General features: G+C 61.1%; 23 protein-coding genes. 5 read left to right on the top strand and 18 right to left on the bottom strand.

Translation table 11 applies throughout. The features are described from left to right. Positions 1 to 79 precede the first annotated feature (79 nt). The 8 genes from rdgB to clpS all read right to left on the bottom strand — a co-directional run bounded on the left by rdgB (position 80) and on the right by clpS (position 5,624). On the bottom strand, positions 80 to 691 hold the full coding sequence (rdgB, locus tag HMPREF2565_RS02140) for an RdgB/HAM1 family non-canonical purine NTP pyrophosphatase (protein ID WP_070754694.1): 612 nt from the start codon (positions 689 to 691) through the stop codon (positions 80 to 82). Beyond that, entirely contained in the window at positions 685 to 1,413 is a 729-nt protein-coding gene (rph, locus tag HMPREF2565_RS02135) for a ribonuclease PH (protein ID WP_046647369.1), read from the bottom strand. The genes rdgB and rph overlap by 7 nt, the downstream gene beginning before the upstream one ends. A 21-nt stretch (positions 1,414 to 1,434) precedes the next feature. Then, entirely contained in the window at positions 1,435 to 2,202 is a 768-nt protein-coding gene (locus HMPREF2565_RS02130; protein WP_071406808.1) for an MBL fold metallo-hydrolase, read from the bottom strand. A 67-nt stretch (positions 2,203 to 2,269) separates the two neighbouring features. Then, positions 2,270 to 3,046, bottom strand: a complete 777-nt coding sequence (gene murI, locus HMPREF2565_RS02125) for a glutamate racemase (protein WP_071406807.1) — start codon at positions 3,044 to 3,046, stop codon at positions 2,270 to 2,272. Next, positions 3,046 to 3,768 (bottom strand): rhomboid family intramembrane serine protease, encoded by a 723-nt coding sequence (locus HMPREF2565_RS02120; RefSeq protein ID WP_246819105.1) that lies wholly within the window; start codon positions 3,766 to 3,768, stop codon positions 3,046 to 3,048. Before HMPREF2565_RS02120 ends, murI begins: the two co-directional genes overlap by 1 nt. A gap of 13 nt (positions 3,769 to 3,781) precedes the next feature. Further along, entirely contained in the window at positions 3,782 to 4,726 is a 945-nt protein-coding gene (locus HMPREF2565_RS02115) for a P1 family peptidase (protein WP_046647373.1), read from the bottom strand. A gap of 22 nt (positions 4,727 to 4,748) precedes the next feature. Next, complete coding sequence (locus tag HMPREF2565_RS02110) at positions 4,749 to 5,285, bottom strand: DUF2017 domain-containing protein (RefSeq protein WP_046647374.1); 537 nt, start codon at positions 5,283 to 5,285, stop codon at positions 4,749 to 4,751. Between the two features lie 3 nt (positions 5,286 to 5,288). Then, positions 5,289 to 5,624 carry an ATP-dependent Clp protease adapter ClpS gene (gene clpS, locus HMPREF2565_RS02105; RefSeq protein WP_049155733.1) on the bottom strand — a complete coding sequence of 112 codons (336 nt, stop codon included), beginning with the start codon at positions 5,622 to 5,624 and terminating at the stop codon, positions 5,289 to 5,291. A gap of 88 nt (positions 5,625 to 5,712) precedes the next feature. Between clpS and HMPREF2565_RS02100 the strand changes: the two genes are divergently transcribed. Genes HMPREF2565_RS02100 through HMPREF2565_RS02090 form a run of 3 tightly spaced genes read left to right on the top strand, consistent with a single transcriptional unit; the run spans position 5,713 to position 9,683 of the window. Beyond that, entirely contained in the window at positions 5,713 to 6,291 is a 579-nt protein-coding gene (locus tag HMPREF2565_RS02100) for a spore germination YkwD domain-containing protein (protein WP_052750511.1), read from the top strand. 41 nt (positions 6,292 to 6,332) lie between these two features. Beyond that, positions 6,333 to 7,685 (top strand): nicotinate phosphoribosyltransferase, encoded by a 1,353-nt coding sequence (locus tag HMPREF2565_RS02095; protein ID WP_082254414.1) that lies wholly within the window; start codon positions 6,333 to 6,335, stop codon positions 7,683 to 7,685. 36 nt (positions 7,686 to 7,721) lie between these two features. Next, complete coding sequence (locus HMPREF2565_RS02090) at positions 7,722 to 9,683, top strand: ATP-dependent DNA helicase (protein ID WP_070821855.1); 1,962 nt, start codon at positions 7,722 to 7,724, stop codon at positions 9,681 to 9,683. Here the strand turns inward: HMPREF2565_RS02090 and HMPREF2565_RS02085 are convergent. From HMPREF2565_RS02085 to nrdF, 4 genes are all read right to left on the bottom strand, one after another. Next, the gene (locus tag HMPREF2565_RS02085) at positions 9,680 to 10,405 is read right to left on the bottom strand and encodes a peptidyl-tRNA hydrolase (RefSeq protein WP_070821856.1); all 726 of its coding nucleotides are present in this window, start codon (positions 10,403 to 10,405) and stop codon (positions 9,680 to 9,682) included. The genes HMPREF2565_RS02090 and HMPREF2565_RS02085 overlap by 4 nt on opposite strands. After that, a complete protein-coding gene (gene serB, locus HMPREF2565_RS02080) occupies positions 10,398 to 11,591 on the bottom strand; it encodes a phosphoserine phosphatase SerB (RefSeq protein WP_070821857.1) in 1,194 nt (397 codons plus the stop codon). The genes HMPREF2565_RS02085 and serB overlap by 8 nt, the downstream gene beginning before the upstream one ends. Positions 11,592 to 11,694: 103 nt before the next feature. Then, positions 11,695 to 13,386 (bottom strand): aa3-type cytochrome oxidase subunit I, encoded by a 1,692-nt coding sequence (ctaD, locus tag HMPREF2565_RS02075; RefSeq protein WP_070509772.1) that lies wholly within the window; start codon positions 13,384 to 13,386, stop codon positions 11,695 to 11,697. 351 nt (positions 13,387 to 13,737) lie between these two features. Further along, a complete protein-coding gene (nrdF, locus tag HMPREF2565_RS02070; RefSeq protein ID WP_046647383.1) occupies positions 13,738 to 14,727 on the bottom strand; it encodes a class 1b ribonucleoside-diphosphate reductase subunit beta in 990 nt (329 codons plus the stop codon). A gap of 125 nt (positions 14,728 to 14,852) precedes the next feature. Between nrdF and HMPREF2565_RS02065 the strand changes: the two genes are divergently transcribed. Next, positions 14,853 to 15,542, top strand: a complete 690-nt coding sequence (locus HMPREF2565_RS02065; protein WP_070509775.1) for a FadR/GntR family transcriptional regulator — start codon at positions 14,853 to 14,855, stop codon at positions 15,540 to 15,542. Here the strand turns inward: HMPREF2565_RS02065 and nrdE are convergent. The 4 genes from nrdE to ykgO form a co-directional block, all read right to left on the bottom strand. Continuing rightward, a complete protein-coding gene (gene nrdE, locus HMPREF2565_RS02060) occupies positions 15,539 to 17,701 on the bottom strand; it encodes a class 1b ribonucleoside-diphosphate reductase subunit alpha (protein ID WP_070509791.1) in 2,163 nt (720 codons plus the stop codon). The two genes, HMPREF2565_RS02065 and nrdE, sit on opposite strands and share 4 nt — an antisense overlap. Positions 17,702 to 17,764: 63 nt before the next feature. Beyond that, positions 17,765 to 18,190, bottom strand: a complete 426-nt coding sequence (gene nrdI / locus HMPREF2565_RS02055; RefSeq protein WP_070509778.1) for a class Ib ribonucleoside-diphosphate reductase assembly flavoprotein NrdI — start codon at positions 18,188 to 18,190, stop codon at positions 17,765 to 17,767. A gap of 9 nt (positions 18,191 to 18,199) precedes the next feature. Continuing rightward, a complete protein-coding gene (gene nrdH / locus HMPREF2565_RS02050; protein WP_046647387.1) occupies positions 18,200 to 18,439 on the bottom strand; it encodes a glutaredoxin-like protein NrdH in 240 nt (79 codons plus the stop codon). Between the two features lie 440 nt (positions 18,440 to 18,879). Beyond that, the gene (ykgO, locus tag HMPREF2565_RS02045) at positions 18,880 to 19,002 is read right to left on the bottom strand and encodes a type B 50S ribosomal protein L36 (RefSeq protein WP_003847162.1); all 123 of its coding nucleotides are present in this window, start codon (positions 19,000 to 19,002) and stop codon (positions 18,880 to 18,882) included. A gap of 217 nt (positions 19,003 to 19,219) precedes the next feature. Here ykgO and nadE point away from each other — a divergent pair, with 217 nt between their 5' ends. Next, positions 19,220 to 20,035, top strand: coding sequence for an ammonia-dependent NAD(+) synthetase (nadE, locus tag HMPREF2565_RS02040; protein ID WP_371326146.1), 816 nt, complete (start codon positions 19,220 to 19,222; stop codon positions 20,033 to 20,035). Between the two features lie 16 nt (positions 20,036 to 20,051). On the opposite strand, the gene HMPREF2565_RS02035 is transcribed toward nadE, so the two are convergent. After that, the gene (locus HMPREF2565_RS02035; RefSeq protein WP_175973587.1) at positions 20,052 to 20,777 is read right to left on the bottom strand and encodes a fructosamine kinase family protein; all 726 of its coding nucleotides are present in this window, start codon (positions 20,775 to 20,777) and stop codon (positions 20,052 to 20,054) included. 168 nt (positions 20,778 to 20,945) lie between these two features. After that, the coding region (locus tag HMPREF2565_RS14025) for a hypothetical protein (RefSeq protein WP_210385869.1) at positions 20,946 to 21,284 on the bottom strand (339 nt) is incomplete at its 5' end.

Below are 21,284 nucleotides of genomic sequence, written 5' to 3'. Positions count from 1 at the left end.
ACAGCGCCCGGCAAGCCAGCCCAGCTCGCGGATGCCGGGCTTGCGGATGCCGGGCTTGCGGTAATGGTTTGGCGGATACTTAGGCTTGGCCGGCGAGGGCTGCTAGGGGTTCGCGCAGCTGCGCCAGCGCGCGCCCGCGGTGCGAGACTGCGTTCTTCTCCTCTGGAGACATCTGCGCGGCGGAACGGGTTTCGCCCTCGGGCTGGAAGAGAGGATCGTAGCCAAAACCATTTTCTCCCTGTGGGGTGCTAAGCAAGGAGCCTGGCCAACGGCCTTCCACCACATGTTCCTGCCCATCCGGGGTCACCAGCGCGCAGACCGACACGAAGGCGGCCGCGCGGCGCTCGGCGGGCACGTGTGACATCTGCCCCAGCAGCAGGCGGTTATTGGCTTCATCGTCGCCGTGGCCGCCCGACCACCGGGCAGAGAGCACGCCCGGCATGCCGTTGAGTTCTTCCACCGCGAGGCCGGAATCATCCGCAATCGTTGCCAAACCGGTGTGCTGCACCCCGGCGCGCGCCTTGATCAGCGCGTTATCGGCAAAGGTGCGGCCATCCTCCACAGGCTCCGGGTAGGTCTCCACCGCAGACAGCGGGAGCAGCTCGATGCCCTCAATGCCGGCATCAGCGAGAATCTTCTCCAGCTCCTTGAGCTTCTTGGCGTTATTCGAAGCGACGAGGAGTTTTACCATCCGAGGGCCGCCTTTTGAGCGTCGATAAGCTGGGCGCAGCCGGCTTGGGCAACGTCCAACATGTCGTTGAGCTCCGCGCGGCCAAACAGACCGTGCTCACCGGTGCCCTGAATCTCGACAAAGTCCCCGCCTTCCTGCATCACCACGTTGAGATCAACCTCCGCGCGGGAATCCTCCTCATAGGGCAGGTCCAAGCACACGTGACCATCGATGATGCCAACGGAGACAGCAGCGATCGGATCCAGCAGCGGCTCGCCCGGGACGACGCCCTCCTCCTTGAGGTAGGCAATCGCATCAGCCAGCGCCACATACGCGCCAGTAATCGACGCCGTGCGGGTACCACCATCGGCCTGCAGCACATCGCAATCCAGCTGGATGGTGTTCTCCCCCAGCTCGGACAAGTCGACGGCGGCGCGCAGGCTGCGGCCCACCAGGCGGGAGATCTCGTGGGTACGTCCCTTGACCTTGCCCTTCATCGACTCGCGCGGCATGCGGTCGTGGGTGGCCGCAGGCAACATCGCGTACTCAGCAGTCAGCCAGCCTTCGCCGGAGTCCTTCTTAAAGCGCGGCACCCCGAATTCCACGGAAGCCGTACACATGACTCGGGTGTTGCCGAACTCCACCAAGACCGAACCAGCCGGATTAGTGGTGAAGTTGCGGGTAATACGAACGCTACGAAGTTGGTCGAGCGCGCGACCATCGGCACGAGTGAAATCAGTCATGCCCCTACCCTACCGCGCGTGCTAAAAGTCGAGCTCCATCCCAGCAGCACCGACGACAATCTCACCGTCGAACTCACGGGCAGCTGCGGCATAGGTGGCGGCGGCATCACCCCAGGGCTGCAGGTGAACGAGCACAAGCTTCTTGACCCCCGCCTCGCGCGCCAAGCGGCCAGCTTCTGCCCCCGACATGTGCATGTCCGGGGCCTTGTCCTCCGAGGTCTCGCCCCATGCGGCCTCACAGAGGAAAACATCCACGCCCTGGGCAGCTTCAACGAGTGCGGGCGTATAGGCCGAATCCGCGGAATAGCACAGGGTGGCGCTGGTCTTGGTGTGCTCAACCCGCAAAGCGTATGTCTCTACCGGGTGAACTGTGCGGAAGGGGGTGATATAGACATCGTCGACAAGCTGGCGTTCCCGATCCACCCACGGGCTGAACGCAAACGTATCGCTCATATCATCCACCCCGTCCGGAGTATCCGAGGACAGCCGGCCCAGGTGGGTCTCAGTCGTCGACGGCCCGAGGCAGAAATTGCGGGAGGCTGCAGGGGCTGTTGGGTGGAAGCGACGCCACACCATCAAAGACGGAAAATCCAGGCAGTGATCGGCATGGAGATGAGTTAACGCCACGTGTGCATCGCACGGATCCTGGAGTTCCTGCAGGCGTGCAAGCGTACCCGGGCCCAAATCCATGATGATGGACGGAGCAGAGGGGAAAGACAAGAGATAGCCAGAGGCCGGATTACCCACAGTGGGCACCGAGCCGGAACAGCCTAGGATGGTCAGCTTCATGCGTTCAATAGTTCCACGAAACAATGGGGGATGCGGGATTTGGGTCGATTGTACATCCTCACCCGCTCTAAATCTTGGGCCCCAGGAAGCGCGCGGCTAAACGCTCGAAGGTGGCGTGGTCGCCAGTGGACTCGAAACTACGTGTGGGTACCTGCCCTACTGGGGCCAGCATGTCTGTGTTGGTGAGGATGCGCAGGACATCCTTCGCAGTCTCCTCCGCCGAGGACACCAAGGTGACGTTATCCCCAATAGCGAGCTGGATGACGCCTGTGAGCAGCGGGTAGTGTGTGCAGCCAAGAACGAGCGTGTCGACGCCCGCCGACTGCAGCGGCGCGAGGTAGCCCTCGGCCACACCAAGAATCTGACGCCCGGCGGTAATGCCGCGCTCAATGAAACTCACGAAGTCCGGGCACGCCACGGCCGTGCACTCAACATTCGGGTTGACGGCGAACAAATCCTGGTAGGCCCCGGAGTTAATGGTTCCCTTCGTACCAATCACGCCGATCTTGCCGTTGCGGGTGGTGGCGATGGCGCGGCGCACGGCCGGGCGGATGACCTCCACGACCGGAATGGCATAGCGCTCGCGGGCATCGTGTAGGAAAGCGGCCGTGGCGGTGTTGCAGGCGATCACCAGCATCTTGCAGCCGCGCTCCACCAACTCGTCGGCGATGGCGGTGGACAGCTCCCTCACCTCGGCGATGGGCCGCGGGCCATAGGGGGTATGGGCGGTATCGCCGATGTAGATGATGGATTCGTCAGGAAGCTGCTCGATGATCGTGCGAGCGACGGTCAGGCCGCCCACACCCGAATCAAAAATCCCGATCGGAGAGGTTGCGTCAGGCATTAACGCATCGCTCCCCGAGGCGCGGGCTTGACCTTCTTAATCGGGTCATCTGAGGTGATCACCATTCCCGCGACGATGCCACCGATGGCGCCGAAAAGGTGCCCCTGCCAGCTGACTCCTTCATAGATAGGCAACACGCCCCAGATAAGACCGGAATAGGCAAAACCCAGCCCCACGCCGACGAGAAATTGGCCCAGGGAACGGTTGAAGATTCCCCGGACGATAAGGTAAGCCAACCAGCCGTACACCATGCCCGAGGCACCGATATGCGAGGTCCCAGGCCCGCCCAGCAGCCACGTGCCCACGCCGGCGATGAGCACCACGATGATGGTGACCTCCCACCATGCCTTGCGGCCCGACAAGCCAATCAGGAAACAAAAGATCGCACCAGGCAACGAGTTTCCGATGAGGTGCTCGAAGTTCGCGTGGAGCAGCGGCGCGGTGAAAATCCCCCAGATGCCGTTGAAGTCCAGCGGATGAATGCCGTACTGCCCCAGCTCGCTTCCAAAGAACAGGAAGTTAATGATGTGGATGATCCACTCGACGGCGAGGAATCCCACTGTGAGAGACGCGGCTGTTTTGAGGCGGCCGGCCCGCGTGTAATTCTTCGAATCGCCTGTATTAAGGAGGGGCTGCTGTCCCTGTCCCGCGGCAGCGGGGCGGGGTTGGAAGGGGTTAGGCTCATGCGAATGCTGCTGGCCAAAGGGTCCACTCGTCGTCATAATGCCTCCAACTCTAGCAAGCCCGCAGCGAGGAATACGCCTCCAAACCCAGCCCTGGGCTTGCACTCACCACGGCGTCAACGATGGCTGCCTCCACGGCATCGGCAGCAGCTGCGCTTAACGACGCCAACTCCGCCGGGCCGATGCCCTTCTCCGCTGAGCGGACTCCCGAGGCGGCAGCAAACAGCGTATCCCCATCCAGCGGGGAATGCGCTGGGCGCACAGCGCGAGCGATGCCATCGTGGCCCGCGAGGGCCAGGCGCTTGGTCTGGGCCTTGCTTAAAGGAGCATCGGTCAACACCGCACCAATGGTGGTATTAAGCCGCGAGGATTCCGCGAATGACTCGGCCAAGCTGCGGGCCGCGGCAAACCGCTCAACGTCGACGGCTGGTGCACCCGGTGCGCCAAACAAGCGCCCGGTCTCAGCATCAATCACCTGGCCTACCGGGTTGGCCACGACGACGGCGGCGACGGAGAAGGGGGAGACGTCGACAAGCGCGGTGCCCACCCCACCCCGCACCTTGCCGGCACAGGCTCCGGTGCCCGCACCCACGCTGCCACTCGTGGCGTCGTGTCCTGCCAACGCGGCGCGTAGAGCCGCCTCGCCGTCTGCCGCCGAGGGACGCTGCGGTCCGGCGAGCAGGTCGAAGATGACCGCGCCCGGGACGATAGGAACGCGCGGGCCGGGGATCTCCTCCCCAAAGACGGGGAAGCCAATCCCTGCCTCCTCCAGCCCGCGCATGACGCCATCCGCAGCGGCCAGCCCAAAGGCCGAGCCGCCTGCCAGAAGAAACGCATGAACGCGCTCAACCGTGTTGTGTGGCTCTAAAAGATCCGTCTCGCGCGTGCCTGGACCGCCGCCCCGCACGTCGACACCGGCCACGGCCCCCTGCTCGCCGCAGTAGATGACGGTGACGCCGGTGTCCTCACGTGTGACGTGGCCGACGGAAAAGCCCATGTCGGGAAGTGTGCGCACGGTGCTAGTCCATGAGAACGTCGAGCAGCGAATCCTGGCAGAACGCCAGCCATTCCACGAGCGTATCGCGGTCCGCCCCAGGGGTATCCTCCGGCACGTCCCCGGCGGCGATATAGAGGCGCAGATCATTAAGCCCCGCGAGGAAGGCATGCGCCTCTTCCTCACTAATGGCTACCTCTACCCCGCCAGTCGGCCCCAGCGCGGTGTTAATAACCTGCAGGTTCTCCAGCTTGGCGCGCGCGATGTCGTTCTCGTGGAGCGAGCGCATGAGGGAATTGTCTCCATCGAATTCCTCATCCCCCGGCTTCTTGAAGTCCGGAAAGAGGCGGGCCAGCGACGGGTCTTCGGGGGCTTCGGTGTGGCCGGTGGGCATGTCGAGCATGTCCGCCAGCTCATCCTTCGGCGCCGACTGCGCGCGAGCGATGATGGCCTCGGACACCGTCGCGGTGAGGTCACCCAAGACTTCGCGCTCCATCGGCTCGAAAACAGCCGTGTACTTGGCGCCGCGCATGAAGGACTTTTTCTTCTTCCAAGCCTGCATAACCTACCCTGCCTGCTGCATTGTGGCCCAGAGGCCCGCGACCTGCAGCTTCTTCACGTCGGCTTCGACTTTGTCGCGTTCACCCGAGGACACGGCTGCCTTACCTTCGGTATGGACCTGCATCATCAGCTCGTTGGCTCGCTTCTTGTCATAGCCTAAAACGGTCTGGAACACGTAGGAGACGTAGCTCATCAGGTTGACTGGATCATCCCAGACAATGCACATCCACGGCAGGTTTTCGCTCGTGGCGACGTCGACGTCAATCGCCTCATCCAGCTCCGGGGTGGCCATGGGTGAACTCATCACCACGCCCGCGGACGTTTCGTTGTGCGCTTTCATGCCCTCTACACTAGCTAAAATTCTCCGCGTCGCGAGCAGTTATACTGTCAGCGACCCTTAACCTGATTATCGTTTCCAGGTGGCATCAATGAATTCTTTCTCCCTTCCCCCAGCCGTTGTTGACATTCTCGCGGGACGCCAACCGGCGAAGGAGGATGTCGTGCTCCTCCTGCAGCGCGTGCTCACCGTGCTCGTTCTCGGCGGCACGCTCGTGGCTGCCGTGTTGAGTCTGACCAACCCCTCCGACGACGGCAGCTCGACGGATGCGGAACCCCCGACGTCGGAGGCGTGCGACTACGAGCTTCCCGACGTTTCCGTCCAACGCCAGCTCAACACCATCCAAGAGGAGCTGATAGGTGCGCTCAACACCTGGCGTAAGGAAGACGGCCAGGCCCCATTGGTGCCGTGGATCGACCGCCAAACCGCAGCCCGCGAAAAGGCAGAGTGCAACGCGGTGACCAAGACGCAAGAGCCATCGGAAGAAAATGTGCAGATGGTTCAGCACCACCTGCCCGTGGACAAGGCCAGCGCATATGAATTCGTCGAGGCCTTCCGGGCCTCCCCCGACCACGTGGCCGCCCTGCGGGATCGCCGGATGACCACCGCGGCCGTTGGCGTGGCTTATAACGACGGCGAGGTGTACGTCGTCATTCAGCTTGAGGAATAGAACAGCTGATTTTTTAGGACGCCCTGAGTAGCATCTTCGATGTGACTACTACCTCAGATAACGTCCGGGATGCCGGAAACGACCCTGCAGATCGTTCCACGGCCCTTCTTACCGATAAGTACGAGCTGACCATGCTGCAAGCGGCGCTGCGCGATGGCTCCGCGCACCGCCAGGTAGCCTGCGAAGTTTTTGCCCGCCGCCTTCCCAACGAACGGCGCTACGGCGTTGTTGCCGGCACCGAACGCGTTCTTCGCGCAGTCCGGGACTTCCGTTTCACCGCCCAGCAACTGGCGGAGATGGACTTCCTGGATGCTCCAACCAAGGAATACCTGGCCAATTACCGTTTCTCCGGGCAGATCGATGGCTACCGGGAAGGCGAGCTGTACTTCCCCAACTCGCCACTGCTGACCGTGCGCGGCACCTTCGGTGAATGTCTCATCCTGGAAACCGTGATCCTCTCCATCATGAATTCCGATTCCGCGGTGGCCTCCGCGGCCTCCCGCATGGTGGTTGCCGCGGACGGCCGTCCCATCATTGAGATGGGCTCGCGCCGCACGCACGAATACGCCGCGGTGACTGCTGCCCGCGCCGCCTATCTGGCTGGCTTCCAGGCCACCTCCAACTTGGAGGCCGGCTACCGCTATGACATTCCGGTCTCCGGTACAGCGGCGCACGCGTGGACGCTGGCACACGTCAACGAGGACGGCACCCCGAACGAGGAGGCCGCCTTCCGCGGGCAGATCGAAACTCTCGGCGTGGATACGACCCTGTTGGTGGATACCTATGACATCACCAAGGGCGTGGAAACCGCCGTCAAGGTGGCCGGACCCGAGCTGGGCGGCGTGCGGATCGATTCCGGCGATTTGGCCGCGGTCACCCGCCGTGTGCGCAAGCAGCTCGATGATTTGGGCAACCACAACACCAAGATCGTGGTCTCCTCCGACCTGGATGAGTTCGCCATCGCCGGTCTGCGCGGCGATCCCGTCGACGTCTACGGCGTGGGCACCTCGGTGGTCACCGGCTCGGGCGCCCCGACTGCTGGGATGGTCTACAAGGTCGTCGAGGTCGATGGCCATCCAGTGGCCAAGCGTTCCTCCTCGAAGAAGTCGCAGGGCGGGTCAAAGCGCGCCCTGCGCACCTACCGCTCCTCCGGGGTGGCCGTCGAGGAGCTCGTGCTCCCCTTCTCCTCCGAGAACCCAGAGACCGGGACGCTGCGCACCCGCGAGATGACGGTGCCGCTGATGCGCGACGGCGAGATCCTCGACAACCTGCCTACCCTCGAGGAATCCCGCGAGTACCTGGCCCAAGCCATCACCACCCTGCCGTGGGAGGGCCTCGCACTCACCCGCGATGAGCCCGCGGTTCCCACCCGCTTTATCGGCTTCGACGCTTAGGAAGTACGCGCGGGAAGACCGACTACACTGGCACCAATGCAGGACACAACGGTTGACCTCCTTGACGCCGCAGTCTCCGCCCTCGGTGGCTCGCGGCGCCCCGGCCAGGTGCGCATGGCGACGGCCGTGACCACTGCGTTGGAGAAAGAGCGCCACCTCGCCGTGCAGGCAGGAACAGGCACAGGTAAGTCCTTGGCCTACCTTGTGCCTGCCTTCCGCCACGCACAGGAAACCGGTCACACCGTCATCGTCTCCACCGCCACGCTGGCGCTCCAACGCCAGCTGGTGGAGCGGGACCTTCCACGTCTGGCCGAGGCCCTCGAGCCGCACCTAGAAAAGAAGCCGACCTTCGCCATCATGAAGGGCCGCTCCAACTACGTCTGCCTCAACAAAGTCTCCCGCGCCGCTGAGCTTGAGGACGAGGACGCCTTGCTCGACGAAGACGCTGTTTCCCACCTCGGCCGCCACGTCCAGCGCGTCTACGAGTGGGCGGAAGACACCGAGACTGGTGACCGCGAGGACTTGGAACCGGGCGTGCCAGACTTAGCGTGGCGGCAGGTATCGGTCACCTCGAACGAGTGCCTCGGTGCCACGCGCTGCCCGCACGGCGAAGACTGCTTCGCGGAGCTCGCACGGCGCCGCGCGGCCGACGTCGATATCGTCGTCACCAACCACGCCCTGCTCGCCATCGACGCAGTAGCAGACATCAATATCCTGCCGGAACACGATGTCGTCATCATCGATGAGGCCCACGAGCTAGATGGCCGCATCACCTCGGTTTCTACCGCCGAAATCACCGGGCGCGCGCTGAAGATGGCGGCCAGCCGCGCCAAGTCTCTCGGCGCCAACGGCAAGGACCAACGCCTCGCTGAGCAGGCCAACGAGCTGAGTCAACTCCTCGGAGAATTCGCGCCAGGCCGCTGGACCGACTTGCCAGAGGAAGCCAAACAGCAACTCATGAGCGTGGCGGACACGCTGGCCGACTGCCGCGACACCATCGCCCGCGCACCCGAGGGCGAACAGTCCCAAGACCCGGAAAAATCTGCGGAGCGCCAGAACCTGACCAATCACCTCGCTAGCCTCGTCGAAGCCATCGCTCGCATCCTTGACGTTTTCGCTACCGGTGACCCCGCCGCACATGCCGACGTAGTCTGGCTGGAGCGCGATGAGCGCACGCTGAACGACACCCTAGCCGTAGCCCCTCTGTCCATCGCTGGCATGCTGCACGAAAAGCTCTTCGGCGAACAAACCGTGGTGCTGACCTCCGCCACCCTGGCATTGGGCGGGCGCTTCGACGCCATGGCCGCACAATGGGGCCTGCCGAAGGGCACGTGGGACAGCCTTGATGTGGGTTATCCTTTCGACCCCGCGCGCAGTGGCATCTTATATACCGCGTCGCACCTACCGCAGCCGGGCCGTGACGGCCTCAGCCCCGAGACGCTCAAGGAGATCCGCGAGCTCATCATGGCTGCGGGCGGGCGCACGCTCGGGCTCTTCTCCTCGCGGCGAGCCGCGCAGCAGGCAGCCGAGGAACTCAAGCCCACGCTCCCCTTCGATATCTACCTCCAGGGCGAGGACTCCATCGGCGCTCTCGTGGACAAGTTCACGAAGAACGAAAACTCCTGTCTTTTCGGCACGCTAACCCTTTGGCAGGGCGTCGACGTACCGGGTCCTGCTTGTTCCCTGGTCCTCATCGACCGCATTCCCTTCCCCCGCCCGGATAACCCCCTCATGCAGGCTCGCACCGAGGCCGCGAAGGCCGCCGGGCGCAACGGCTTCATGGAAGTCTCCGCCACGCATGCTGCATTGCTTATGGCCCAAGGCGCGGGCCGTTTGCTGCGCTCTGCTAACGACCGCGGCGTCGTCGCAGTACTGGATAACCGCTTAGTAACCAAGCGCTATGGCTCCTACTTGAGGGCCTCGATGCCACAGATGTGGCCCACGAGCGACCCGCACGTCGTGCGCGGGGCTCTCCAGCGCCTAGTCGAAGCCCGTTAGGGGCGGCGCAGCGCGCAGACCGTAGCTGAGTCTGGGGCAACTTCGGTGAAGCCGGCGTCGTGCACCACAACAGCACCGGGGCGAGCGCATGCCGCTGCAAAGTCCGCAGTGCCGAGTTCGCGCACGGAAAGCGAAAAGTCCCGCGCTGCCCAGTCCTCTACTTCCTTGAAGCTTATTGCCGCAGCCAGCAGCATTGAACCATGCCCCACTTGCGCCGCAGCCTTTCCGGCGCTCATGGCAAGGGATGAGTCGATGTAGATCACGGGGGCGTCGGCAAGCGCGGGGCCCGGCTCATCCTGCGGGAGATCAGTATGGCCGATCTGCAGCTTGGCGACGAGCGGGTGCACATCCTGTACCGCCGAGGGGACGAAGACACGCGCGCGGTCATTGACAGTGACCCCAGGCAGAGCCTGTACATCGCGCCACGCCTTGTTGCGCGCCCGGCGGGCCACCTTGCGGATGCGGTGGCCGTACCACTGCCCCAAGGCCTCGGCGAAGGCCCCATCCTGCCCGGCCCGATCGTCGAGGCAGAGCTTGACCACGCCCCGCGCCGCTGCCTCCAACACCTCCGTGCGCGTGGGTGTGTCTTGCTTGGGCAGGTTGAGCGCTATCTGCATCGCCTGGATGGTCTCGGGCTTGTTGGGGTCCTCGGGATCCTCCCGCCAGCTGCGCTCGCTGCACGCGGCCACGAGGCGACGGTGGGCCTCGCGGAGGTTATTCACTGGCAACTTCCTCCATGGGGATACCCAGGATTTGCAGGATTTCATCCATGTACGGATGGTTGACCGAGGTATCCGCAACCTCTCGCAGCGCGGGTTTGGCGTTGAAGGCGATGCCCAAGCCGGCAGCGGAGATCATGTCGATATCGTTGGCACCGTCACCAACCGCCACGGTCTGCCGCATGCTCAGGCCCGAATCCGCAGCAAATTCGCGCAGGAACATCTCCTTGGCCTTACGGTCCACGACGTCCCCGATGACCCGGCCGGTGAGCTTGCCGTCCTCGATCTCGAGGGTATTGGCGCGCACGTAGTCGAGGTCGAGCTCTTTAGCTAGATCCTCGAGGACCTGAATGAAGCCGCCAGACACCACCGCAACGCGGTAGCCCATGCGCTTGAGCGTGCGGATGGTGGTGCGCACGCCTGGAGTCAGACGAATATCGTTGGCGGTTTCCTTAATCACCGTTTCCGGCAACCCGGCCAAGGCGGCGACGCGCTCGCGGAGAGACTCTTCGAAGTCCAGCTCACCGCGCATAGCGCGCTCCGTCACGGCGGCAACCTCTGCCTCCTTGCCGGCGTGGGCGGCCAACATCTCGATAACCTCGCCGGTGATGAGGGTGGAATCGCAGTCAAAGCAAATAAGCCGCTTTGAGCGGCGTTGCAGGCCGGAGCGCTCGATGGCGATGTCCACGCCCTGCTCCGTGGCCAAGCGGGCCAACATGGCGCGAACAGGGTCAGAGGAGCCATCGATCGTGATGTAGAGCTCCAGGCCGTTGAGCGGGTACGTGGACAGGCCGCGGATGCGGTCGATGTTGACATCGAGGTTGGCCAACTCTTTGGCAATCGCCGACATGTGGCTTGCGTTGACTTGACGGCCCAGCACCACGACGACGTGTGTCGAGCGCGGGCGGGAGGTGGCTTCCTCCTCCCGGGGCTCCACGGTGATGGACTGCGCATAGATGCTCAACGTGTTGCGCAGCCCCTGCTCCATGGCCTCCAGACGCGAGGCGCTGACACGGATGTACGCAGAGAGGGAGATGCGGCCGGAGAAGATGGCCTGTTCGGCGTCGACAAGCTCGACGTTATGGGAGCTAAGAACGCGGAAGAAGGCGGCAGACACGCCTGGTTTGTCGGGACCTGAGGCGGTGACAACGGCGAAAACTTGTTCACTTTGATTATCCACGGGCCTCATTATCGCACACCGCGATCCTGGAATCTCCACCAACGGCAAACGCCGCCACCCCATCGCTGTGATGGGGTGGCGGCGTTTTCAGGAGTACTCAGCTAGTGAGTGCTTAGTGCCCGACGTGTGCTTCCTCGCGCATGCGCTTAACCATGTGCGGGTAGTGCAGCTCGAAGGCCGGGCGCTCAGAACGGATGCGCGGCAGGGACACGAAGTTGTGGCGCGGCGGCGGGCAGGAGGTAGCCCACTCGAGGGAGTTGCCGTAGCCCCACGGATCGTCCACGGTGACGATCTCGCCGTAGCGCCAGGACTTGAAGACGTTCCAGACCAGCGGGATAACCGAAGCGCCCAGGACGAAGGAGAAGATGGTGGAAATCTGGTTGAAGACCGTGAAGCCATCAGACTCCAGGTAGTCGGCGTAACGACGCGGCATACCCATGTTGCCCACCCAGTGCTGAACCAGGAAGGTGCCGTGGAAGCCGATGAAGGTCAGCCAGAAGTGGATCTTGCCCAGACGCTCATCCAACATGCGGCCGGTCATCTTCGGGAACCAGAAGTACAGACCACCGAAGGCGGAGAAGACCACGGTACCGAACAGGGTGTAGTGGAAGTGAGCGATAAGGAAGTAGGACTCTGCGAGGTGGAAGTCCAACGCCGGGGAGGCCAGCATAATACCGGTCATACCACCGAAGAGGAAGGTGGTCAGGAAGCCCATGGCGAAGATCATCGGGGTATCCCAGGTGATGTGGCCCTTCCACATGGTGCCGACCCAGTTGAAGAACTTCACGCCGGTCGGAACCGCAATCAGGAAGGTCATAAAGGAGAAGAACGGCAGCAGGATGGCGCCAGTCACGAACATGTGGTGTGCCCACACAGCCATGGACAGAGCACCAATGGCCAGCAGGGCGAAGACGAGGCCGATGTAGCCGAAGACCGGCTTACGGGAGAAGACCGGGACAATCTCAGAGATAATGCCGAAGAACGGCAGTGCGAGGACGTAGACCTCTGGGTGGCCGAAGAACCAGAAGAGGTGCTGCCACAGGATGGCGCCGCCGTTGGCAGAGTCATAGATGTGGCCGCCCAGCTTGCGGTCATACAGAACACCCAGAGCCGCAGCAGTCAGCAGCGGGAAGATCATCAGCACGATGATGGAAGCGGTAAAGATAGCCCAGGTGAAAACCGGCAGACGGAACATGGTCATGCCCGGCGCACGCAGGGTGAGAATCGTGGTGATCATGTTGATGGCGGAAGCAATGGTACCGACACCGGTAGCACCCACACCAACGATCCACATGTCCGCGCCGATGCCCGGGGTGTGGACGGAATCAGCCAGCGGCATGTACATGGTCCAGCCGAAGTCAGCAGCGCCGCCCGGGGTCAAGAAGCCCGCGAGCATAACAATGCCGCCGGTCAGGGTAATCCAGAAGCCGAAGGCGTTCAGACGCGGGAAGGCCACGTCCGGTGCGCCAATCTGCAGGGGCATAACGTAGTTACCGAATGCCCACACCACTGGTGTAGCAAACAGCAGCAGCATGACAGTGCCGTGCATGGTGAACAGCTGGTTGAACTGCTCGTTGGACAGGAACTGCAGTCCTGGGGTGAAAAGCTCAGCGCGAAGCAGCAGAGCCATGAATCCACCGAGGAAGAAGAAGCTGAAGGACATGATCATGTACATGATGCCCAGCTGCTTGTGGTCGGTGGTGGTTAGCATCATCCAAGCCTTGGAACCGGTCTTTGCGTTACCAGTCGGCTCTGGACGTGTAGGCGCGACGTAATCGTCGAGCCGTGGCGCCACAGCGGTCATAAAATCCTCCTGAAGAACAAGTGCTTAACCACATCGGCATCACGCGTTTTCTCGCGCCACACACTCAGTGGTCAAACACCTAGGTTTACTCGCATTATATTAGGCCACCTCAGGGCCGAATTTCCAGCGCTCTGTTATTTTCCGCCAACCTTGCTAACCCCGTTTGGAGCAGATAACGCCATGTACGTGGCCAACTGCCCACACTACGCCCTAGCATACGGTGATCTAGAACACAGCAACGCGGGGGTGTCGTCCCCCAAAACCCGAAAACGCACCCCCTGAAAGAATCAACCTTTCGGATGATCCCTGCCAGAAGGTGCGGTACGGCGACAGGTAAATGCGAGGAACTAGCTAGAAGTCCCAGTCATCATCGGTCGTTTCCTCCGCCTTACCAATGACATAGGAGGAGCCGGAGCCGGAGAAGAAGTCGTGGTTCTCGTCCGCGTTCGGGGACAGCGAGGACAGGATGGCCGGAGACACGCGGGTCTCATCAGCCGGGAACAGCCCCTCGAAGCCGAGGTTGTTCAGAGCCTTGTTGGCGTTGTAGCGAAGGAAGCGCTTCACATCTTCGGTCCAGCCCAGCTCGTCATACAGATCCTCGGTGTAGTCGATCTCGTTCTCGTAGAGGTCGTAGAGCAGGTCGAAGGCATAGCCCTTCATTTCCTCCTGCTCCGGCCCCGACAGCTTCTTGTACCCCTGCTGGAACTTGTAGCCGATGTAATAGCCGTGGACGGCCTCATCGCGGATGATGAGGCGAATGATATCCGCGGTGTTCGTCAGCTTCGCGCGCGAAGAGAAGTGCATCGGCAGGAAGAAACCGGAGTAGAAGAGGAAGGACTCCAGCAGCGTGGAGGCGACCTTCTTCTTCAGCGGATTGTCACCCTGGTAATAGGACATAACAATCTTGGCCTTGCGCTGCAGGTTCTCATTTTCCTCAGACCAGCGGAAAGCATCGTTGATCATCGGGGTCGACGCTAGCGTCATGAAGATATTGGAGTAGGACTTCGCGTGCACCGACTCCATGAAGGCGATGTTGGTGTAGACGGCCTCTTCGTGGGGCGTGACGGCGTCGGGAAGCAGCGATACCGCACCCACGGTGCCCTGGATAGTGTCGAGCAACGTCAGGCCAGCGAAGACGCGCATGGTGGTCTCCTGTTCCTTCTCCGTGAGCGTCTTCCAGCTCTGGATGTCGTTGGACACCGGGACCTTCTCTGGGAGCCAGAAGTTGCCGGTTAGACGATCCCACACCTCAAGATCCTTCTCATCTGGAATGGTGTTCCAGTTGATTGCCTTCACCGGAGCCTCGTGGCTGGCGATGTAATCGTCGTACTCGTGAGACACGCACGTCACCTCGTCTTACTAGTAATTTGTGAGTCTGGTGCCATCGTACCCGGTAAAACTAGGGGCCAAAATTCCTGCGTGTTTTATACTTAAGCCCTACTCCCACGACCCCGAGTTTCGATGGAATGACTGAACCCTCCACTCCCCTACTCAGCACCGTTTTGGACGCGTTGGGCACTGATATCGTCAGTGGCGCCCTCCCCGCCGGTGAACGTTTTACGCTCAACGACCTCTGCGAACGCTTCGGCATTTCCCGAACCGTGGCGCGCGAAGCCATGCGCGCACTGGAGCAACTGGGAATGGTCTCTTCCTCGCGCCGCGTCGGCATTACGGTGCTCCCCATCAGCGAATGGGCGGTCTACGATCCCGCCATCATTTCGTGGCGCCTGGGCTCGGAGAAAGCGCGCGATAGCCAGCGCACCTCCCTTAATGATCTGCGCCTTGCCATCGAGCCTGTCGCCGCGGGCTTAGCCGCACAGCACGCCTCCCCTGAAGATAAGGAAGAGATTCTGGAGCTGGCCCAGCGCCTCCAGGTCACGCCCACGCGGCGCGTCGGCGAGCACCTCGCCACAGATCTGCGCTTCCACGCCATGGTCCTCCACGCCTCAGGCAATGAGATGTTCTCAGCGCTGAGCCCCTACCTGCTCTCCATGGTGCGCGGGCGTTCGCTCTATGGTTCCCGCAAGCGAAACCCGACGGCCGGTACCGCCCAACTTCATCTCGATTTGGCAGAAGCCATCAACCGCGGCGACTCACCTGAGGCAGAAAAAATCGCACGCGCCATCTTGCTTGAGGCGCGTGCGAATAAGGGTTAGAGCATGCAGGAAACGCAGCCCTCAATCTCAGTACCTTCCAGAGCCATCTGGCGCAGGCGGATGTAGTAAAGGGTCTTAATGCCCTTGCGCCAAGCGTAAATCTGGGCGCGGTTGATATCGCGGGTAGTAGCGGTGTCCTTGAAGAACAGCGTCAGCGACAGACCTTGGTCAACATACTTCGTGGCCTCGGCGTAGGTATCGATGATCTTCTCGTAGCCGATCTCGTAGGAGTCCTTGAAGTACTCCAGGTTGTCGTTGTCCATGTGCGGCGCCGGGTAGTAGACGCGGCCGATCTTGCCTTCCTTGCGGATCTCAATCTTCGACGCAATCGGGTGAATCGAGGAGGTTGAGTTATTGATGTAGGAGATCGAGCCGGTCGGCGGCACCGCCTGCAGGTTGCGGTTGTAAATGCCATGCTTGGCGACGTCCGCCTTCAGCTCCGCCCACTCCTCTACCGACGGGGTGTGGATGGACGACTTAGCGAAGAGTTCCTTGACCTTCTCCGTGCGGGGAGCAAAGTCGGCCGGATCGTAGCGGTCGAAGAATTCGCCGCTCGCGTATTCAGATTCCGGGAACTCCGTGAAGTATTCGCCGCGTTCACGCGCCAGCTTGTTAGATGCGCGCAGCGCGGCATACATGATGGCCGCAAAGTAGGCGTTGGTGAAATCGAGGCCTTCCTCCGAGCCGTACTCGATGTGCTCGCGACCGAGATAACCGTGCAGGTTCATCTGCCCCAGGCCAATGGCGTGGGAATCATCGTTGCCCTTGCGCACGGAAGGCACGGAGTTGATGGAGGTCTTGTCTGCCACAGCGGTCAATCCGCGGATGGCCGTTTCCACCGTGAGGGCGAAATCCGGAGAATCCATGGTCGCGGCAATGTTGAGGGAGCCAAGGTTGCAGGAAATGTCACTGCCCAAGGTCTTGTAGGTGAGGTCCTCGTTGAGCTCCGACGGGGAGTTCACCTGCAGAATCTCCGAGCAGAGGTTCGACATGTTGATGCGCCCAGTCTTGACCGGGTTGGCACGGTTCACGGTGTCCTCGAACATGATGTACGGGTATCCGGACTCGAACTGCAGCTCCGCGACGGTCTGGAAGAAGTGACGAGCGTTGATCTTCTTCTTGCGAATACGCGGATCCTCGACCATCTCTTCGTAGTGCTCGGTGACGGAAATATCGCCGAAGGCCTTACCGTAGACCCGCTCAACATCGTACGGGCTGAACAGATACATGTCGTCGTTGTTCTTGGCCAGCTCGAACGTAATATCCGGGATCACGATGCCGAGCGAGAGAGTCTTGATACGGATCTTCTCATCCGCGTTCTCGCGCTTGGTGTCGAGGAAGTTCATGATGTCCGGGTGATGCGCGTTGAGGTAGACCGCACCAGCACCCTGACGAGCACCCAGCTGGTTGGCGTAGGAGAAGGAGTCCTCGAGCAGCTTCATTACGGGGATGACGCCGGAAGACTGGTTCTCGATGTGCTTGATGGGTGCGCCCGACTCGCGGATATTAGACAGCAGCAGAGCGACGCCGCCGCCGCGCTTGGACAGCTGCAGAGCAGAGTTAATGGAGCGACCAATCGACTCCATGTTGTCCTCAATACGCAGCAGGAAGCAGGAAACCAGCTCACCGCGCTGCGCCTTGCCGGCGTTGAGGAACGTCGGGGTGGCCGGCTGGAAGCGGCCGGTCATGATCTCATCGACGAGGCGCTCCGCCAGCTTCGTGTCGCCGTCAGCCAAGAACAAGGCAGTCATGGATACACGGTCCTCGAAGCGCTCGAGGTAGCGGCGGCCGTCGAAAGTCTTCAGCGTGTAGGAGGTGTAGTACTTGTAGGCACCCAGGAAGGTCTTAAAGCGGAACTTAAAGGCGTAGGCGCGCTTAAACAGGGACTTGATGAACTCAAAGTCATACTGCTCGATCAGTCCCGGCTCGTAGTACTTGTTTTCTACCAGGTAGCGCATCTTTTCTTCCAAGTCATGGAAGTAGACTGTGTTCTGGTTGACGTGCTGGAGGAAGAACTGGTTCGCGGCCTCGCGGTCCTTGTCGAACTGAATCTTGCCATTCTCGTCATACAGGTTCAGCAGGGCGTTGAGCGCATGGTAGTCCAGCTGCTCTTCCGGCTTCACAGGTTCAGCGACGGTCTTACCCAGTTGCGTGGTCACGACGTTCACGGGCCTTTCTTTGCTATGGCGAAATGGAGAGATGGGTTGGTAGGAATTAAAGCCTTAGGCGGCTAAACCTAAAGCGGCCGCGTTGGCCAAGAGGCCTTCACGGCAAATTGTGACATCTTCCTCGGTTCCGAGAAGTTCGAAGCGGTACACATAAGGAACCTTACACTTGGCTGCGATGACCTCGCCGGCCTTGCCAAAGTCACTGCCGAAGTTGCTGTTACCTCCGGCCACGACGGCACGAATGAAACTGCGGTTGTGTTCGTCATTCAGGAAACGAATGACTTGCCTGGGGACAGGCCGCGTGTTCCGCCCGCTCATCGATACCCCTCCCCCATACGTCGGACAAATCAAGACGTAGGGCTCATTCACAGTGATGGGCTCATCGCTGAGACGCAGCGGGATGCGGACGTTGGGAAGGCCGAGCTTCTCGACGAAGCGGTGGGTGTTTTCTGTAGCGGAAGAGAAATACACGACCAACATGGTTTTGCCCTAGGCGCTCGCCGCCATCGCAGAGAGTGCCTTGATGCGGTCAGGACGGAAGCCGGACCAGTGCTCACCGTGCGCCTCAACGACCGGTGCTTGGACGTACCCCAGAGCCATCACGTAGTCGCGGGCATCATCATCCAGGGAGATATCCACCGTCTCGTATTTGAGGCCAGCACGGTCGAGGGCCTTCTTGGTGGCGTTGCACTGGACACAGGCTGGCTTGGTGTAGAGGGTGATGCTCATGTGACGTTCCTTTAGCTTCCTTCGGCACTACACGCGGAGTGACTGTTGAATTCGATACGAGCAGAGCGTTTAGCGGCTCTGCATGCGAGCTCTGAGCGGTGATGTAGGGCCGCCGCCCGAGCAACATCAACGACACTATACTTTGTGCCCACAACCCGCAACCGACACAATATGTAGTAGTTACATGGCTGGTATTCCCAGGATGTAACTCGGCCCGCCCCCACATGTTGACACCCCGCCACAACCCCCGCCGCCACGGCGGTAACTACACGGGTGATATTCCCTGCACGTTTACCAAACATTCACTCAGTTTGTGACAAAGTCCACAAATGGGAGCAGGCCACCCCGCGACGCCTCCCCCGATCCCAGCCGGCGAAGGGAGGCATAAAAAAATCCGCCGCCCCACAATGCGGGGACGGCGGACCGAGGACACTCGTTTCTTAGCCCTGGCGAGCCTTGAAGCGCGGATCCTTCTTGTTGATCACGAAGACCTTACCGTGGCGGCGAATAACCTGGGCGCCCGGCTTCTTCTTCAGCGACCGAAGCGACTTGCGAACCTTCATCGGGCGCTCCTTTCGTTATGCGCAATCTTGATGCGATTGATTAGTTCAAAGCACAGCTGGGCAGACACCCAGCAATGACACGAGGAAAAATATTACCCCACGAGTGCCTCATTACCAAAACACTCACGTCACCGAGAACTAGCCACGCCAATTTTTCCCCGAGCCAACCTGGCAGACCCTCGGACCACCGCTGCGCGTGATGGCTACCATGGTCGCTATGACACAAGCATCCAGGGAGCTTCAACAAGAGATCATCGCTGCGCTAGGGACGAAACCTTTCATTGATCCGGCAGAGGAGATTGAACGCCGTGTCGACTTCCTCGCCACGTATCTGCGCAACACCGGCGCTCAGGGCTTTGTTCTCGGTATTTCCGGTGGCCAGGATTCTACCCTTGCCGGCCGCTTGGCCCAGCTGGCCGTCGAGCGTGTCGATGGCGCACACTTTTGGGCCGTACGTCTTCCCCACGGCACGCAAGCGGACGAGGACGATGCGCAAGTAGCGCTCGATTTCATCCAGCCCGATTACCGGCTCACCATCAACATCGCCGACGCCACAGCGGCTCTCGCCGGCGCCGTGGCTTCCGCACTCGACACGGAGCACTTGAACGATTTCAACCGTGGGAATCTCAAGGCGCGCCTGCGCATGTCCGCCCAATATGCGGTGGCTGGTGAGGTCGGCGCACTCGTTATCGGAAGCGACCATGCCGCCGAAAACGTCACGGCTTTCTTTACCAAGTGGGGCGATGGCGCTGCCGACATCCTGCCTCTCGCCGGGCTCAACAAGCGCCAGGGCGCTCAACTCCTGAAACATCTCGGCGCACCGGATTCCACGTGGAAGAAGGTACCAACCGCTGACTTGGAGGATGACCGCCCATTGCTCTCTGATGAAGAAGCGCTCGGCGTCACCTACACCCACATCGATGACTACCTCGAGGGCAAGAACGTGCCTGACGACGCCCGCGAGCGCATCGAAACCCTCTGGCGCCGCGGCGCCCATAAGCGCGCCATGCCGCCAGGACCCACTAGTGCCTAACGCCTCACAAGGAAGACTATCCGCCCAACGCTTCGAGCGTGGCACGTGCGGCCCGCTCGAGCGGTACATAATACGCGGGACCATGCGTCATCGAATGAACCGCCAGCGGGTGTAGTTGATGCACCGGCACCCACTGGTGATACTCCTCCCCCACCCCATAACCACGCAGTATCTCGCCATAGTACGGCGTGCCAAATAGCTCCAGCATGGCCAAATCCGTCCACGGGTGTCCGCCGTGTGCGGCTGGGTCGATCATCACGGCCGACGAGGCAGTAAACAATACGTTTCCTGCCCACAGGTCGCCATGAATTCGCGCCGGTTTCACGTCCCACTCAACGGCTTTTATAGCCTCGCATGCTTGTCGAACTATCCCCTGTAGCTCTTGAGGCAGTCCTCCTATAAAAGGCGACACCCGCTGCTCGGCGTAGAACTCGCCCCAGGATTCGCATGGTTCGCAGCGTTGTTCCACGCGTCCAATGAAATTCGCGCCCTCCCAGCCCGCCGGCGGCGCGCCGAAAGCGGGCGCTCCTGCTTCATGGACCGTACGGAGCGCAGCACCAAAAGCGCGGGCAGCGAGGGCACTCGGTCGCGACTGCTCAACCCGCCGAGTGCTAATAGATGTGGGGGTGACTTCGGCGACGTCCACGACGACGTCGCCATGCGCCTGCGCCAGCCATCTCAACCCAGCAGCCTCGGCACCAGCTTGATCAGGACGGGACACGGTCTTGGTGAAAACATCCATGTTCCCAGCATAGGAAAAGGCCGGCTCCATAACAGAGACGGCCACTGGTGGAGCTAACGGGATTCCATCGGTTTCTAAATATTACCCCTTGCCTAGCTGGCATTATGCCTATTTAACCTGCATTTATTTTAGGTAATTTCTAACATCATTATATGACACAAAACGGCGCTAGAGTTCCCCGAAGGTTCCCCAATATGCAGAACGAAAACGAAAAGAAAAAGGCCCGAAGTATAAGCCCCATCGTTCGTGGGGGCGAATTGAGCAACGCGGAAAAAATAGGTGGCGTGCCAGTTTCAAACACCAAGGCATTTTGCACAGAGCACCGATCACCTTTAAAGAAAAGAAGGACGCCGAAAGTTGGTTGAACCGCAATAAGGCAGACATCGATAAGGCAGAGGCATCGGGGATTAAATGGATCTCCCCCGCTGAAAAAGAGAAGCTAGAGCTGACAAACAGCACAACCGTGGAACAGCTAATAGTGTGATGTCTATGGAGTTTTTGGACACG

The sequence above is a fragment of the Corynebacterium sp. HMSC072A04 genome (assembly GCF_001809235.1).
Taxonomy (GTDB): domain Bacteria; phylum Actinomycetota; class Actinomycetes; order Mycobacteriales; family Mycobacteriaceae; genus Corynebacterium; species Corynebacterium hiratae.
Note: the sequence above shows the minus strand (reverse complement) of the source record. Positions and strands in the feature narration are given on the sequence as shown.

Coding starts and splice junctions, on each gene's coding strand:
- rdgB (WP_070754694.1), bottom strand. CDS start 691: ATGGTAAAACTCCTCGTCGCTTCGAATAACGCCAAGAAGCTCAAGGAG.
- rph (WP_046647369.1), bottom strand. CDS start 1,413: ATGACTGATTTCACTCGTGCCGATGGTCGCGCGCTCGACCAACTTCGT.
- HMPREF2565_RS02130 (WP_071406808.1), bottom strand. CDS start 2,202: ATGAAGCTGACCATCCTAGGCTGTTCCGGCTCGGTGCCCACTGTGGGT.
- murI (WP_071406807.1), bottom strand. CDS start 3,046: ATGCCTGACGCAACCTCTCCGATCGGGATTTTTGATTCGGGTGTGGGC.
- HMPREF2565_RS02120 (WP_246819105.1), bottom strand. CDS start 3,768: ATGACGACGAGTGGACCCTTTGGCCAGCAGCATTCGCATGAGCCTAAC.
- HMPREF2565_RS02115 (WP_046647373.1), bottom strand. CDS start 4,726: ATGGGCTTTTCCGTCGGCCACGTCACACGTGAGGACACCGGCGTCACC.
- HMPREF2565_RS02110 (WP_046647374.1), bottom strand. CDS start 5,285: ATGCAGGCTTGGAAGAAGAAAAAGTCCTTCATGCGCGGCGCCAAGTAC.
- clpS (WP_049155733.1), bottom strand. CDS start 5,624: ATGAAAGCGCACAACGAAACGTCCGCGGGCGTGGTGATGAGTTCACCC.
- HMPREF2565_RS02100 (WP_052750511.1), top strand. CDS start 5,713: ATGAATTCTTTCTCCCTTCCCCCAGCCGTTGTTGACATTCTCGCGGGA.
- HMPREF2565_RS02090 (WP_070821855.1), top strand. CDS start 7,722: ATGCAGGACACAACGGTTGACCTCCTTGACGCCGCAGTCTCCGCCCTC.
- serB (WP_070821857.1), bottom strand. CDS start 11,591: ATGAGGCCCGTGGATAATCAAAGTGAACAAGTTTTCGCCGTTGTCACC.
- ctaD (WP_070509772.1), bottom strand. CDS start 13,386: ATGACCGCTGTGGCGCCACGGCTCGACGATTACGTCGCGCCTACACGT.
- HMPREF2565_RS02065 (WP_070509775.1), top strand. CDS start 14,853: ATGACTGAACCCTCCACTCCCCTACTCAGCACCGTTTTGGACGCGTTG.
- nrdI (WP_070509778.1), bottom strand. CDS start 18,190: ATGTTGGTCGTGTATTTCTCTTCCGCTACAGAAAACACCCACCGCTTC.
- nrdH (WP_046647387.1), bottom strand. CDS start 18,439: ATGAGCATCACCCTCTACACCAAGCCAGCCTGTGTCCAGTGCAACGCC.
- ykgO (WP_003847162.1), bottom strand. CDS start 19,002: ATGAAGGTTCGCAAGTCGCTTCGGTCGCTGAAGAAGAAGCCGGGCGCC.
- nadE (WP_371326146.1), top strand. CDS start 19,220: ATGACACAAGCATCCAGGGAGCTTCAACAAGAGATCATCGCTGCGCTA.
- HMPREF2565_RS02035 (WP_175973587.1), bottom strand. CDS start 20,777: ATGGATGTTTTCACCAAGACCGTGTCCCGTCCTGATCAAGCTGGTGCC.